Annotated in this window: 14 protein-coding genes; 4 read left to right on the top strand and 10 right to left on the bottom strand. The window is 60.1% G+C overall.

Going from position 1 to position 14,230, the window contains the following annotated elements; translation table 11 throughout:
* Positions 1-179 precede the first annotated feature (179 nt).
* Positions 180-1,184: an NADP-dependent oxidoreductase gene (locus AAEZ08_RS15930; protein ID WP_102819530.1), complete on the top strand. Its 1,005-nt coding sequence runs from the start codon at positions 180-182 to the stop codon at positions 1,182-1,184.
* Between the two features lie 53 nt (positions 1,185-1,237).
* On the opposite strand, the gene pyrF is transcribed toward AAEZ08_RS15930, so the two are convergent.
* The gene (gene pyrF / locus AAEZ08_RS15935) at positions 1,238-1,933 is read right to left on the bottom strand and encodes an orotidine-5'-phosphate decarboxylase (protein WP_500124684.1); all 696 of its coding nucleotides are present in this window, start codon (positions 1,931-1,933) and stop codon (positions 1,238-1,240) included.
* Positions 1,934-2,110: 177 nt separating this feature from the next.
* Here pyrF and AAEZ08_RS15940 point away from each other — a divergent pair, with 177 nt between their 5' ends.
* Positions 2,111-2,287, top strand: a complete 177-nt coding sequence (locus AAEZ08_RS15940) for a DUF2897 family protein (protein WP_003283635.1) — start codon at positions 2,111-2,113, stop codon at positions 2,285-2,287.
* A gap of 100 nt (positions 2,288-2,387) precedes the next feature.
* Positions 2,388-4,955, top strand: a complete 2,568-nt coding sequence (locus AAEZ08_RS15945) for a bifunctional diguanylate cyclase/phosphodiesterase (protein WP_500124685.1) — start codon at positions 2,388-2,390, stop codon at positions 4,953-4,955.
* A gap of 21 nt (positions 4,956-4,976) precedes the next feature.
* Here AAEZ08_RS15945 and AAEZ08_RS15950 read toward each other — a convergent pair whose 3' ends face one another.
* The 7 genes from AAEZ08_RS15950 to AAEZ08_RS15980 all read right to left on the bottom strand — a co-directional run bounded on the left by AAEZ08_RS15950 (position 4,977) and on the right by AAEZ08_RS15980 (position 10,856).
* Positions 4,977-5,489, bottom strand: a complete 513-nt coding sequence (locus tag AAEZ08_RS15950; RefSeq protein ID WP_102819528.1) for a hypothetical protein — start codon at positions 5,487-5,489, stop codon at positions 4,977-4,979.
* Between the two features lie 37 nt (positions 5,490-5,526).
* Positions 5,527-6,957 carry an aminotransferase-like domain-containing protein gene (locus tag AAEZ08_RS15955; RefSeq protein ID WP_181066814.1) on the bottom strand — a complete coding sequence of 477 codons (1,431 nt, stop codon included), beginning with the start codon at positions 6,955-6,957 and terminating at the stop codon, positions 5,527-5,529.
* A 106-nt stretch (positions 6,958-7,063) separates the two neighbouring features.
* A complete protein-coding gene (locus AAEZ08_RS15960) occupies positions 7,064-7,837 on the bottom strand; it encodes an OmpA family protein (RefSeq protein WP_058064792.1) in 774 nt (257 codons plus the stop codon).
* A gap of 20 nt (positions 7,838-7,857) precedes the next feature.
* The gene (locus tag AAEZ08_RS15965; protein WP_058064793.1) at positions 7,858-8,208 is read right to left on the bottom strand and encodes a DUF4398 domain-containing protein; all 351 of its coding nucleotides are present in this window, start codon (positions 8,206-8,208) and stop codon (positions 7,858-7,860) included.
* Positions 8,209-8,222: 14 nt separating this feature from the next.
* Positions 8,223-9,047, bottom strand: coding sequence for a substrate-binding periplasmic protein (locus AAEZ08_RS15970; RefSeq protein WP_003283642.1), 825 nt, complete (start codon positions 9,045-9,047; stop codon positions 8,223-8,225).
* Positions 9,048-9,176: 129 nt separating this feature from the next.
* Entirely contained in the window at positions 9,177-10,106 is a 930-nt protein-coding gene (locus AAEZ08_RS15975; RefSeq protein WP_058064794.1) for an electron transfer flavoprotein subunit alpha/FixB family protein, read from the bottom strand.
* A complete protein-coding gene (locus AAEZ08_RS15980; RefSeq protein ID WP_102819525.1) occupies positions 10,107-10,856 on the bottom strand; it encodes an electron transfer flavoprotein subunit beta/FixA family protein in 750 nt (249 codons plus the stop codon). It lies immediately after the preceding gene.
* A gap of 330 nt (positions 10,857-11,186) precedes the next feature.
* On the opposite strand from AAEZ08_RS15980, the gene AAEZ08_RS15985 reads away from it, so the two are divergent.
* Entirely contained in the window at positions 11,187-12,842 is a 1,656-nt protein-coding gene (locus AAEZ08_RS15985) for an electron transfer flavoprotein-ubiquinone oxidoreductase (protein ID WP_102819524.1), read from the top strand.
* 63 nt (positions 12,843-12,905) lie between these two features.
* Here the strand turns inward: AAEZ08_RS15985 and AAEZ08_RS15990 are convergent, their stop codons facing one another.
* Both AAEZ08_RS15990 and AAEZ08_RS15995 read right to left on the bottom strand, forming a co-directional pair.
* A complete protein-coding gene (locus tag AAEZ08_RS15990; RefSeq protein WP_003283646.1) occupies positions 12,906-13,475 on the bottom strand; it encodes a DUF1285 domain-containing protein in 570 nt (189 codons plus the stop codon).
* A gap of 54 nt (positions 13,476-13,529) precedes the next feature.
* Complete coding sequence (locus tag AAEZ08_RS15995; RefSeq protein ID WP_003283647.1) at positions 13,530-14,141, bottom strand: DUF4823 domain-containing protein; 612 nt, start codon at positions 14,139-14,141, stop codon at positions 13,530-13,532.
* Positions 14,142-14,230: the final 89 nt, after the last annotated feature.

The raw sequence follows: 14,230 nt of genomic DNA on the forward strand, positions 1-14,230 counted from the left end.
GTGAAATGACCGCATATGGCTTCCCGGTCAAACTTATACCGCTATCTGTTCGCGCATTTCACCGCTGCCACGGTCATATCACCGAAGTGGATGCCCGTGCATTCCAGCGCCCTCGCATTCCTTGCGATACAGAGCCAGGCGGGCTAAACCAAACCTTTCGCAAATACGAGGCTTTTTTCATGACCCTGCTCAACCAGCAATTCCTGCTAGCCCAGCGGCCGATCGGCGCGCCGACCCGGGAAACTTTCGACTATGTCGAGAAGCCGGTGAGCGAGCCTGGCCCCAATCAGATCCTGGTCAAGGTCGAGTACCTGTCCATCGACCCGGCCATGCGTGGCTGGATGAACGATGCCAAGTCCTATATCCCACCGGTTGGCATCGGTGAAGTAATGCGCGCGCTAGGCGTCGGTAAAGTGATCGCCTCGCAGCACCCAGGCTTCAAGGAAGGCGACTATGTGAACGGTGCGCTGGGCGTGCAGGCGTACTATCTCGGCGAGCCGAAAGGCTTCTACAAGGTCGACCCACAGCAGGCGCCGTTGCCGCGCTACCTGTCGGCGCTGGGCATGACCGGCATGACCGCCTACTTCGCCCTGCTCGCAGTGGGCCAGCCCAAGGCCGGCGAAACGGTGGTGATTTCCGGCGCAGCAGGCGCGGTTGGCAGCATTGCCGGGCAGATCGCCAAGATCAAAGGCTGTCGCGTCGTGGGTATCGCCGGGGGCGCAGACAAGTGCCGCTTCCTGACCGAGAAGCTCGGCTTCGATGGCGCCATCGACTACAAGAATGAAGACCTGGCCGCAGGCTTGAAGCGCGAATGCCCGAAAGGTGTGGATGTGTTCTTCGACAACGTCGGCGGGGAGATTCTCGATACGGTGCTGCAGCGCATCAGCGTCGGCGCGCGAGTGGTCATCTGCGGCGCCATCAGCCAGTACAACAATAAAGAAGCGGTGAAAGGCCCATCGAACTATCTGTCGCTGCTGGTCAATCGCGCGCGAATGGAAGGCATGGTGGTGACCGACTATGTCTCGCGCTATCCCGAGGCGATGCGCGACATGGCCGAGTGGCTCGCAAGCGGCCAGCTCAAGAGCAAGGAAGACATCATCGAGGGGCTGCAGACCTTCCCCGACACACTGATGAAGCTGTTCACTGGCGGCAACTTCGGCAAGCTGGTGCTCAAGGTCAGCTGAGCACCCGCCCGCTTCGTCAAAAAAGGCTGAGCCGTTAGGCCCAGCCTTTTTCGTCATGCCAGCTCGGCGACCACGGCTGCCAGCGCTTGCGCCGGATCGGCTGCCTGAGCAATAGGCCGGCCGATCACCAGATAATCGGAGCCCGCAGCCATGGCCTGGGCGGGCGTGAGAATGCGGCGCTGATCGTCCTGCGCGCTACCAGCCGGACGAATGCCTGGGGTAACCAGTTGCAGCGCCGGGAACTGCGCCTTGAGCGGCACGGCCTCCTGCGCCGAACAGACCAGCCCATCGAGGCCCGCCTGCGACGCCAGCCCGGCCAGCCGCAGCACCTGATCCTGCGGCGCGATATCCAGACCGATGCCGGCGAGATCGTCCTGCTCCATGCTGGTCAGCACGGTTACACCGATCAGCAACGGTGCAGGCCCGGACATGCTGGAAAGCGTTTCACGGCAGGCCGCCATCATCCGCAGACCACCGGAACAGTGCACATTGACCATCCACACACCCAGCTCGGCAGCGGCCTTCACAGCCATTGCGGTAGTGTTGGGAATGTCATGAAACTTGAGGTCGAGAAATACCTCGAAGCCCATCCCCTGTAACGCCTCAACCACAGCCGGACCACAGCGCGTGAACAATTCCTTGCCTACCTTGACCCGGCAAAGCGTGGGATCGAGTTGCTGCGCCAATGCCAGCGCGGCATCGCGGGATGGGAAGTCGAGCGCTACGATGATCGGAGTCTGGCAGGTCATGACACGTCCTCGGAAAATTCGGCGCGCATTGTCGCAGAAAATGTCGCTTGCGACGAAAGCCAGGCAGGCTGGTCAAAACAGAACGTCGTCATGAGCCAATAGGTAACCAGTCAGACACACCCACGTACAGTGCAGCTGTCGGCGCAGGTTCACTAAATGTCCGCTTGGAGGAAGAGCATGCCTTGGTATTTCTGGCTAATTCTGATCGTCGCACTAGGCTCGATTGTCAGCAGCCTACTATTGTTACGCTCCACTGCCCGCAAGATTCCGTTGACCGAGGAACAAAAACAGCGCATCGCCCAACGCAACGCTGAGGCCGACGCCGAAGAGGCCAGGGAACGGGACAGACGCTGAACCTCTGCGCGGATGCTTGCTCTTGGGATGATTTCGCTACTCGGCAGTGGCACCATGCCGCACCGCCGCGATCATTGCCGCTCTGGTTAGGATTCTCCTCATGCACACCCTCCCTACTGAAGATGGCCCGGCCAAGCCGGAGGCCAGACTCATCTTTGCTCGTCGCATCCTCCCGGGAATGGTCGCGCTGCTGGTAATCGCTCTGGTGGCTGCTGCATTAGCGGTTATCCACATCGCTCGGCGAATAGATCAGAACGCTTTGCAACAAAGCCATTTTCTCACCAGCAAAGCGCTGCAGGTGCAGCACGACTGGATGGAACGCTCCATCGCCGATTACGCCTTTTGGGGGGATGCCTACGCTCATCTCAACAAGCAGGTCGATGTTGCTTGGGCCTTCAATCAAGCCAATCTGGGCCCGTCGCTCTACAAGGATTTCGGCTACGACGCCGTGCTGGTGATAACGCCCGCAGGTGACACCAGCTACTCGGTTGTTCGCGGAAAGCTGCAAGAAGTCGAGGGTACTCAGTACCTGCAACACGGACTACCGGAGCTGCTGGCGCGAGCGCGCGCAGCGGCTGAAGAAGAGGCAGGCGTTTCCGCGTTACTCTGGGTCGAGGGCTCGCCAGCGCTGGTCGCCGCGGCCGTGCTAACCACCGGTGGCTCTGACATAGAAGAAGACGAGGGGCCGGCCTCCACGCTCCTGTTCGTCGATCTGCTGGATGCCGAGCGGCTGCGGGAGATCGGCGAGCAATACGCAATCGAGCAACTACGCCTGGCCCCCGAGACTGTCGAAATCGAGGGCCCTAGTATCCATCTGTCGATGGAGGATGGTTCGCCCGTCCAATTCACCTGGACTGCAGCACAACCGGGCCGCCTGCTGTTGTGGGTTACGCTGCCTGTGCTGGCAGCCGTGGCGCTTGGCTTGGCTCTGCTCGCCTGGCTGCTAATCCGCCACGCCCTGCGCCTGATGAATCTACTGGACACGAGCTATGCACGGCTTGCTGCCAGTCGCGGGGCGCTGGCAGCAAGTGAAGAGCGTTTTCGCGATGTTGCAGAAGCCTCGTCCGACTGGATCTGGGAAACAGACGCGCACGCTCGACTGACCTTTCTTTCCAATCGCTTCCGGCAAATAACTGGGCATGAACCCGGGCAATGGCTAGGCCGGCCTCTGTTGGAGTTACTGATTACCGACAGCGCCGCGCTGGAAAACTGGCTCGAAGCACCGCAGACCATGCCCTTGCGCAGCAGCTACCGCGCGGCTGATGGATGTGAGCGCTATTGCCGCCTGGCCGCACGTGCCATCCATCACGACGGCAAGTTGCTTGGCTTCCGTGGAACCGCCAGTGACACTACCGAAGAAACCAAGGCCCAGGCCCGCGTTCAATACCTATCCCAACATGACGCACTGACAGGGTTGCCCAACCGCAGCCGCCTGCGCGACTACCTCGAACAGAACCTGACATCGCCGCGTAGCGGCTCGATCCTGACCCTGCTCTACATCGACCTCGACCGCTTCAAGCCGGTGAACGACACCCTTGGTCATGCGGCCGGCGATGAGGTCCTGATCGGAGTTGCGTCGCGCCTGCGTGAGCACACCCGTGACGGCGACCTCGTGGCGCGACTGGGGGGTGACGAATTCGTCGTCGCGCTTCATCGGATCAGTGAAGCCACAGATATCGACCACTTGTGCAAACGCATCATTGAGGCGATCAGTGCCCCCTTTGTCTACGAGGATCAGCAAATCAACATCGGAGCTAGCATCGGTGTTGCGCTGGCCCCAGAGGATGCCTCTCAGGCCAACGAACTGCTGCGCTGCGCAGACATAGCGCTGTACCAGGCCAAGGAGGCCGGACGCGGGACCTGGCGTGCATATGGCCGAGAAATGGACCAGCGTCTACATGAGCGCCTGCGACGCGAAGACGAACTGCGCATCGCAATTGCCGAACGGCAGCTGGAGGTCCACTACCAGCCGCGCTACCTAAGCCAGGGCATGCAGATCGTAGGCGCTGAAGCCCTTCTGCGCTGGCACCACCCCGAGCGAGGCATGTTGCTACCGGAGCATTTCATTCCGCTGGCCGAAGAGACAGGAATGATCATCCCGCTCGGACGCTGGGTGCTGCATCAAGCCTGCAAACAAGCGGCAATGTGGCCGAGCCATTTGGTGGTATCGGTGAATCTGTCGCCGCTGCAATTGCATGACGACCGGCTACTCGACGAAATAGCGCGGGCGCTCAGCGAGAATGGTTTGCAGGGAGAACGCCTGGAACTGGAAATCACCGAAAGCGCGCTGCTGCGCGAGACCCAGAGCACGCTGGACCTGCTCAACCGCATCAAGGCACTCGGCGTGCGCCTGGCAGTGGATGACTTCGGCACGGGCTACTCGTCGCTGACCAACCTACGCCACTATCCTTTCGACGTGATCAAGATTGATAACAGCTTTGTTGCCGGCATCGGGCAGTCATCGGAAGATCACTCGGTTGTGCGCGCGCTAATCGAGTTAGGTCGCGGCCTGCGGATGCGTGTTACGGCCGAGGGCGTGGAAACGGAAGAGCAGCTGCGCCTGCTGACCGATGATGGCTGTACGGAAGTGCAGGGTTTCCACATGAGCCACCCCTTGCCAGCCCAAGAGCTGCATGGATTGCTTCACGCTATGGTGATCCAACGCTGAGGATGCAAGCCCCTTTGGGGCTTAGCGCTTGAACTCGAAGCGAATTTCAGCGCCGTCGATTAGCCCTTCGTCATTATCTTCACTGGGAATCAAGCGGCCGTCGACCTGCATCGATTGCGATGGTCTGGCTGAATCGAAAAGCGGCGGTAACAGCCGAACGGGCTCGCCGCCAGTCGCTGGCATCAGTTCTTCAGCCAGCTCCTCCGGCAGCCGCAGGTCAAGTACCGGCGCGGGAAGCTCAACCTCCGCCGCCTTCTCGGCAGGCCGCTTGACCGGGGCCGGTTGGACCGCAGGCCTGGGTTCAGGCTCAGGTATATTGATCTGCAGTTCGGGCGGCTCGGCATCCGAACTTTCTTCGATTGGCGCAAGCTCGATCTCGAGATCCGGGGGCTCCTCAGACGGCTCGGCGATAACCGGCGGCAGCGCCTGTTCCTCGATCGGCACCGGCGAGCGCTCGGACTCCGAGGTCGACTCGTCCTCTCCGCACCCGCCGAGCAAGGCCAGTGACAGCAACAACAGCAGCGGCCTTCGCATCTAGATCGCTCCTAACGGCTTCCGGATCAGAGCAACCCTACTGGGCGACTCCACAAAGCTCCGACGCCAACTGCCCGAGCGTGCGCAGCGCCCGGTCGGTTTCGTGATTCCAAGGCAACCCACAATTAAGTCGGATGCAGTGGTTGAACTGTTCGGTGTTACTGAATATGAGCCCCGGGGCAATACTGATCCCCTGCTCCAGAGCCCGCACATGCAGATCCTGAGTGTTGACCCGTACCGGCAGACTGACCCAGAGAATGAAATTGCCTTTAGGCCTCGTCATCTGAGTGCCTTCGGGAAAGTAACGTTGTACCGCCAGCTGAAAAGCGCTCAGATTCTTACGGTACTCCTGCCTAACGGCCCGTAGATGTCGGTCGTAGCCACCATTTTCGAGATAAGCCGCTACCCCCATCTGGGTCACGCTACACGCCGAATGCGTGCTGAAAGTTTGCAAACGCTCGATCTCCGGCTGGTGCCGCCCGGCGATGATCCAGCCGATGCGCACCCCAGGCGACAGGGTCTTGGAGAAACTGGAACAGTAGATAACGCGCCCATCCTGATCATTGGACTTGAGCGCCTTGTACTGGTCCTGATCGAACACCAGCTCACCGTATATATCGTCCTCGATGATTTGGATATCGAACCGCGCCGCCAGGTTCAACAACTGCTTCTGCCGGTAGTCGGGCATGCTCACACCCAAGGGGTTGCTCAGGCGCGCCGTCAGCACCAGCGCCTTGATCGGCCATTGCCCTGCCGCCAGCTGCAGCGCTTCCAGGCTCATGCCTGTATCGGGATCGCTCGGTATCTCGATGACCTTAAGCCCGAGCAGATCGGCAAGCTGCAGCAGGCCGTAGTAAGTTGGCGACTCGGCAGCAATCAGATCGCCTGGCTTGGTCGACACGCGCAGGGCCATTTGCAGCGCATCGACACAACCATGCGTGATGACGATCTCAGCGGAATCAACCACCACCCCAGCATCGCGCATGCGGATTGCCACCTGACGCCGCAGTGGCTCATAGCCCGGGCTGAACATATAGCTGAACGCCCGCGGGCTCTGGAAGCGCGTGACTTTCGAAAGCTGTTGGTGGAGCGCCCGTACCGGCAGGTAATCGACATGGGGGACAGCAGCGCCCAACGGAATAAGCCCTTCACGGCGGGATTCACTGAGCACCTGATTGATGATACTGCTGCGCGTGACCAGCGCCGGCCGCTCGACTTGAGCGATGTCCGGTGTAGGCGCGGTGAGCACCGGCGTCTGATGCACATAAAAACCGGACTGCGGGCGGGCGCGAATCATCCCCTGATCTTCGAGGTTGGCATACGCTTGCAATACGGTGGCATGGCTGACGCTTAGCTGCCGGCTCATCTTGCGCACCGAGGGAACGCGCTCGCCAGGTCGATATACACCCCGCCGAATGTCCTCGGCGAGCTGCTGGGCAATGCGCTGATAGAGCAACAGATTGGTCATCTCGCCGGTCTCCTGCCAACTGAACCGTAACAGTAGCGCACCAGCGGAGAGGCAAACCAATACAGTTATGCTTCGTGTGGCCGAAACAGTCTAGTCAGAGCCACTCTCAGCGATCAGGACCGAGATTGCCGTCCGCATCGGAAAACAGGATCTCGACTCGTCGGTTCTGAGCGCGGCCGCGAGCCGAGGCGTTTTCAGCGACAGCGAAGCGCTCGCCGTAACCGCGTACCTCCACCCGCTCAGCACCAATCCCCAGATTCACCAGCAGATCGGCAACTGTTTGCGCGCGCGAGCGGGACAGCGCGAGATTTGCCTGCGGATCGCCGCGGCTATCGCTGTAGCCCTCGATACGCACCTTGCGTTGCGGGTTGAGCTGGAGAAAATGCACGAGCTTGAGCAAGGTGCGATTGGCGGAACTGCTGAGGTTAGCGCTGCCAGCGTGAAACAGAACATCCCCCAGGGTCATTACCAACCCACGATCGGTTTCACTCGCGGCAAGGCTCATCATCTGGTCTTCCAGCCAGCGGCCCTGCTGCTCGGCGGTCATGAGTCTTGCGTCCTGCAGCATGCGCCGGGTCCGATCACGCTCCATTTCCAGACGCGCCACCTGTTCCTGATGCTGCAACAATTCACCCTGTTGCGCGGCGATCTCGCTGTAACGTCGACTCAGGTAAGCGTAATGGCGCGCATCGGTGGCACCACCCCAGTACTCGTTGAAACGCTCTGCACGCTGCAACGTTTCAATGGCCCGCTGCAAGTCCTTAGGTGCGCTACGCTGCACTGCACTATCAGCCTGGATGCGCTGCAGCGCCGCAGATGCTTCAGCAAGTTCACGCTCGGTTTCTGGTGTCGAGCAGCCAGCCAACCACAGCCCGATCATCGCTATCGTGAATCGGCCTCTCACCGCTGCTCTCCCAACTGTTGCCGCAAACGCTGAATACGTCGATTGAGATCGTCGATCTGCGCCTGGCGCTTGTCCTTCAGAACCCTGGCCTCGGCCAGACGTGCATCGAGCTCGGCCTGTTCGGCAAGCATGCGGGCCTGGCGATTGTCACCGGCTTCCAACGCAGCACGAGCCGCACTTAGCTTTTTCTCGGCCAGCACCAACTCCTCGTAAGCCTCAGAAGCATCCATGGAACGCGCCTGCACCACGGCCTGCTCGCTCAGGCGCAGCTGTTCGACGGGCGCCGGATCACTGGCGCAACCGCTAATAATGAGCAGCACCAGCACAGGTGCGAGAAGAAATTGCATAGACACGGAAAACCCTACTTTTTCGGAGCGTTAGCCCGCTCTGCCTGCTGGTTCTTCCAGACCGTCAGATTGTGCGCCACCAGTTGCTCCGGCACGCCGGCGGCGCGCAATTCTGTCATTTTTCGCGCTAACTGTCCGCGCAGCCAAGGGTCGTTGCATGCCGAATCATGAGAGATGGCCAGGTGCATATCCCTCGCCACCACAGGCGGATCGAGACGCTGGACCTTGTCCAACAACCCTAGAGCATCTACTTCAGCGACCGTACGGTAGCGCTCGCTCAGAAGATAGTCACCGCCACCTGCCACAAGTTTCTGCAGGCCCTGTGCGAGCCCAGCGGCCTGCTGCAACTGAAGATTGGCCTTTGCAAACGCATCGAATTCGCTACCGAAACGGCTGGCCGAAACGACCATACCGCGGTGACCGCGCAGATCTTCGCGGCTGGAATAGAAAAATCCTGGCTCGTTGCGCACCCACGCTACGGTCTGCAGCTGCAAGATGGCCGGATGCACGAAATCCAGCTCTTCGAGCCGCTGAACCGTCAGAGTCGCATCAGCCAGTACGTCGACGCGCCCACTGCGTACTTCCTCGAACGCCTTGGTTCGATCCCCCGTATAAAGCAGATCCAGCTTCAGATCGAGCGAATCGGCTATCTGCGCGAGCAGGTCGGCATTGGCACCCACAAGACGCTTGGGGTTCTGCGGATCACGCCAGAGAAAGGGAGGGTTATCCGACGCACCGGTAGCGACTAGACGATCGCACTTTCCCGCCGCCATCGCGGTGAATGGCGTTGCCAACACCAGCGCAACCAACGCTGACTTCAACGGAAAAGCAAAACGCATGAAGATCCCCTTTGTCGCGCCAAGATGAAGTGATGCCGATTCTGGCCCACCGATCTTACACCGACGACCCCAACCGTCGCCCATGAAAAAACCCGCTACATGAGCGGGTTCCTTCAACAGCAGTCAACCTCAAACGAGCTTTTCGAGCTCCGGAACGATCTCGAACAGATCGCCCACCAGGCCGTAGTCGGCAACCTGGAAGATTGGGGCTTCCTCATCCTTGTTGATCGCGACGATCACCTTGGAGTCTTTCATACCCGCCAGGTGCTGGATGGCACCGGAGATACCGACGGCGATGTACAGCTGCGGCGCGACGATCTTGCCGGTCTGGCCGACCTGCATGTCGTTCGGCACGAAGCCGGCGTCGACTGCGGCCCGGGAAGCCCCCACCGCCGCACCAAGCTTGTCGGCCAGCGAGTACAGGTGCTTGAAGTTGTCACCGTTCTGCATGCCACGGCCGCCGGAAACGACGATCTTGGCAGCGGTCAGCTCAGGGCGATCGGACTTGGCCAGCTCTTCGCCGACGAAGGCGGACTTGCCGGCATCGCCAGTCCCGGAGATCTGCTCGACGGCAGCCGAACCGCCGGTGCCATTGACAGCATCAAAGCCGGTGGCGCGTACGGTAATGACCTTGATCGCGGCGCTGGACTGCACGGTAGCGATGGCATTACCGGCGTAGATCGGGCGCTTGAAGGTGTCGGCACTTTCAACGGCAACGATCTCGGAGATCTGGTCGACGTCCAGTTGAGCGGCAACGCGCGGCAGGAAGTTCTTGCCGTTGGTGGTAGCAGCGGCCAGCACGTGGCTGTAGTTCTTGGCCAGGTCGGCGATCAGCGGTGCAACGTTTTCCGGAAGCTGATTGGCATAGGCCGCATCGTCAGCGACCAGGACCTTTGCCACGCCCTCGATCTGCGCAGCGGCTTCGCCGATGGCGCCGCAACCGCTACCGGCTACCAGCACGTGGATATCGCCACCGATGGCTTTCGCCGCGGCAACGGTGTTCAGAGTAGCGGCCGCAAGGACGGCATTATTGTGTTCAGCGATAACTAGGATAGTCATTTAGATTACCTTCGCCTCGTTCTTCAGTTTCTCGACCAGTTCAGCCACGGACTTGACCTTGATACCAGCGCTGCGAGCAGCCGGCGCTTCGACTTTCAGGGTTTTTACGGTAGAAGTGGTGGTAACGCCCAGTGCATCGGGAGTCAGCACTTCCAGAGGCTTCTTCTTGGCCTTCATGATGTTCGGCAGCGACGCATAGCGCGGCTCGTTCAGACGCAGGTCTGTGGTGACGATCGCCGGCAGGTTCAGCGCAACAGTCTGCAGGCCGCCATCGATTTCGCGGGTCACGTTGACCTTGTCGCCAGCCACTTCCACCTTGGAGGCGAAGGTGCCCTGGGCGTAACCAGTCAATGCGCCGAGCATCTGCCCGGTCTGGTTGTTATCGCTGTCGATTGCCTGCTTGCCGAGGATGACCAGCTGCGGCTGCTCCTTGTCGACCACGGCCTTGAGCAGCTTGGCGACAGCCAGGGAGTTCAGCTCATCAGTGGACTCGACCAGCACGGCGCGATCGGCGCCCAGCGCCAGCGCGGTGCGCAGCTGCTCCTGGGCAGCGGTCGGGCCGATGGAGACGACAACGATTTCGCTCGCCACGCCTTTTTCTTTCAGGCGAACAGCTTCTTCCACGGCAATTTCGCAGAAGGGATTCATCGACATCTTGACGTTGGCGAGGTCAACGCCGGAGTTGTCCGCTTTGACGCGAACCTTGACGTTGTAATCGACCACTCGTTTGACAGCTACAAGAACCTTCATGGATTCCTCGTTACTCTCCGGTGAATAGAATTCCGCCGAGGCGAACCGAGCCTTGCTCGTGGCTTGGGTTTTGATAGCCGCTGCCCTGTTCGGCGAGTGCAAACCGTCCGTATCTTGACCGCAGGCCGAGGACGGGGTCAACAACGCATATGACCCGTCATAACGGCGCGGTTCGGCCGATTCTAACAGGCTTCCAGAAAATTCAAACAAACGTTTGTATTGGACCGATCCGAGCGTCTATATATAATGCGCCGGCCCGGCTCGGTCAGGGACCGATCACAGCCCTCCATCACTTATATAACAACCAAGCCCTGAGTAGGAGAAAGCCCAATGGAACGCGAATACATGGAATTCGACGTTGTCATCGTCGGCGCCGGCCCTGCAGGCCTATCCGCAGCCTGCCGATTGAAGCAGAGAGCCGCCGACGCTGGTCAGGAAATCAGTGTATGCGTCGTTGAGAAAGGCTCCGAAGTAGGTGCCCACATTCTATCTGGCGCAGTCTTCGAGCCGCGCGCGCTCAACGAGCTGTTCCCTGACTGGAAAGAGCTCGGCGCCCCGCTCAACACGCCGGTAAAGCGTGACGACATCTACCTGCTCAAGAGCGCCGAAGCGGCCAGCAAGTTGCCCAATGCACTGGTCCCCAAAACCATGCATAACGAAGGCAACTACATCATTTCACTTGGCAACCTGTGCCGCTGGCTGGCTCAGCAGGCCGAGAACCTGGGCGTCGAGATCTATCCGGGATTTGCCGCCCAAGAAGCACTGATCGACGAGAACGGCATCGTCCGCGGAATCCTGACCGGCGACCTTGGCGTTGATCGCGAAGGCAATCCGAAAGAAGGGATGTACACGCCGGGCATGGAATTGCGCGCCAAGTACACCCTGTTTGCCGAGGGCTGCCGCGGTCACATCGGCAAGCAGCTGATCAACCGCTTCCAGCTCAACGCCAATGTCGATCCGCAGCACTACGCTATCGGCATCAAGGAACTGTGGGACATCGACCCGGCCAAGCATGAGCAGGGCCTGGTGGTGCACACCGCCGGCTGGCCGCTGAACGACGAAAACACCGGAGGCTCCTTCCTCTATCACCTGGAAAACAACCAGGTGGTCGTCGGCCTGATCGTCGACCTGTCTTACAGCAATCCGTATCTGTCGCCGTTCGACGAGTTCCAGCGCTACAAGCACCATCCAGTCGTCAAGCAGTACCTGGAAGGCGGCAAGCGCGTTTCCTACGGTGCGCGCGCGATTGCCAAGGGCGGCATCAACTGCCTACCGAAGATGGTATTCAACGGCGGTGCGCTGATCGGCTGCGACGCCGGCACGCTGAACTTCGCCAAGATCAAAGGCAGCCACACTGCAATGAAGTCCGGCATGCTGGCTGCCGAAGCGGCGGCCGATGCGCTGCTGGCCGGGCGTGAAGGCGGCGAGGAACTGAGCGCTTACGAAGAAGGCTTCAAGTCCAGCTGGTTGTACGACGAGCTTTACAAGAGCCGCAACTTCGGCGCAGCCATTCACAAGTGGGGCACCATCAAAGGCGGCGCCTTCAACTTCATCGACCAGAACATCTTCGGCGGCAAGATTCCGTTCACGCTGCACGATACCAAACCGGACTATGCCTGCCTCAAGACAGCCGCCGAGTCGAAGAAGATCGAGTACCCCAAGCCGGACGGCAAGCTGAGCTTCGACAAGCTCTCCTCGGTATTCCTGTCCAACACCAACCACGAGGAAGAGCAACCGGTTCACCTGAAGCTGGCTGATCCGAGCATTCCGATCGAGAAAAACCTACCGATGTACGACGAACCGGCGCAGCGCTACTGCCCAGCTGGCGTCTACGAAGTCGTGAACAACGACGATGGCAGCAAGCGCTTCCAGATCAATGCGCAGAACTGCGTGCACTGCAAGACCTGTGACATCAAGGATCCTGCGCAGAACATCACCTGGGTGGCGCCGGAAGGTACCGGCGGGCCGAACTACCCCAACATGTAAGACCAGCAAAAAGGCTCCCGAGGGAGCCTTTTTTCGATCATAGGTAACGAAACAGCCGACGCGCTACTCAGCGGCTCCAATCGGGAAGAACTTTCCACCACTCCAGACGCCAAGCCAACTCTGGCCATCCACCTCGCCGGGCACCGCCAGCTCCACCAGCTGATAGAACACATTGCGATGGATCAGCGCCTCGAGATTCGCGCGCACATGAACATATGGCGCCGGCTCCTGAGTCTGTGGATCGGTGATGACGCGTAGTGGATGCTCCTCTCCGGCTTCGACCTCATCCTCGACGTTGGTGATAAAGCGCAAGAGCTGCCCCTCACCCTGCCCGCTTACCTCCATGCGTACCGCGACAAAGGGGGCGTCTTCCACCTGAATGCCGACCTTCTCGACCGGCGTTACCAGAAAGTAATCCTCGCCGTCGCGACGAATCACCGTGGAAAACAAACGCACCATCGCCGGCCGCCCGATCGGTGAGCCCTGATAGTGCCAGGTTCCGTCACGCGCGATGCGCATGTCCAGATCGCCACAGAATGGAGGATTCCACAGATGCACCGGCGGCAATCCTTTCTTCTTCTCGCCAGCTGAAAGCTGCGCCAGCAAATCTCCAGCCTTGCCTGTATCGGTCATTCGGTCCTCCTCAGATGGCAGCGGTACTCGCCTGCCCCGATACTGCCACATAGATCAGCGCGGCAGGCCCAACAACCGACGAGCATAATCTTGCAGCGGCGGGCGCAAGAGCTGCTCCGGCTTGGCGTCGTAAATGTTGAGCACCCCGCCGCGACTACGAATGCGAGCCGTATCAACCAGATAACGCGTGCCAGTTTCCACCAGCATTAGCTGCACCACGCCGCTATCCACACCCAGCCGGTCAAGCGCACGCTGATCGTTCAGCTCGTCGAAACTACCGATTCGGTCATCCGCCGCAGCGAAACGCAGATACAACAGGTAATGGGCGCCGAGCGCCGAAGCCTCTCCCATGGCCTCTTCCAGACCAAGCGGATCGCGAGCACGACGAACCATCGGGAAGTACTCGACGAAGCCGTTGAAAGCCTCTTCAGCCACAACGTTGGGCCGTGGGTACGCTTCACCAGGTGGCACGAAATGCCCCTGTGCGATGTAGATGAAAGAGTCCGGCTGCAGGCGCCAGGAGTTGGTGCGACGGGTTTCGCTGTGATCGAGAATGCCGGCATCGCGAAGGTGATAGCGAGTACCCTCGGCCATGTCGCTGACCTTCATGCAGCCGGCCAGCGCGAGTAGTGCCAGCAGGCATGGCATTGCTAACAGAAAACGCATGGGACTCACCTCCAGTGCCGGCGACGAAAAACCGGCGATTCGACAGCCAATGCAGCATCCACGCCAAATCAGGGCGCATCCACATCGCC

Source organism: Pseudomonas sp. E45-MNA-CIBAN-0222, from assembly GCF_040310405.1.
Classification (GTDB): Bacteria; Pseudomonadota; Gammaproteobacteria; order Pseudomonadales; family Pseudomonadaceae; genus Stutzerimonas; species Stutzerimonas stutzeri_AC.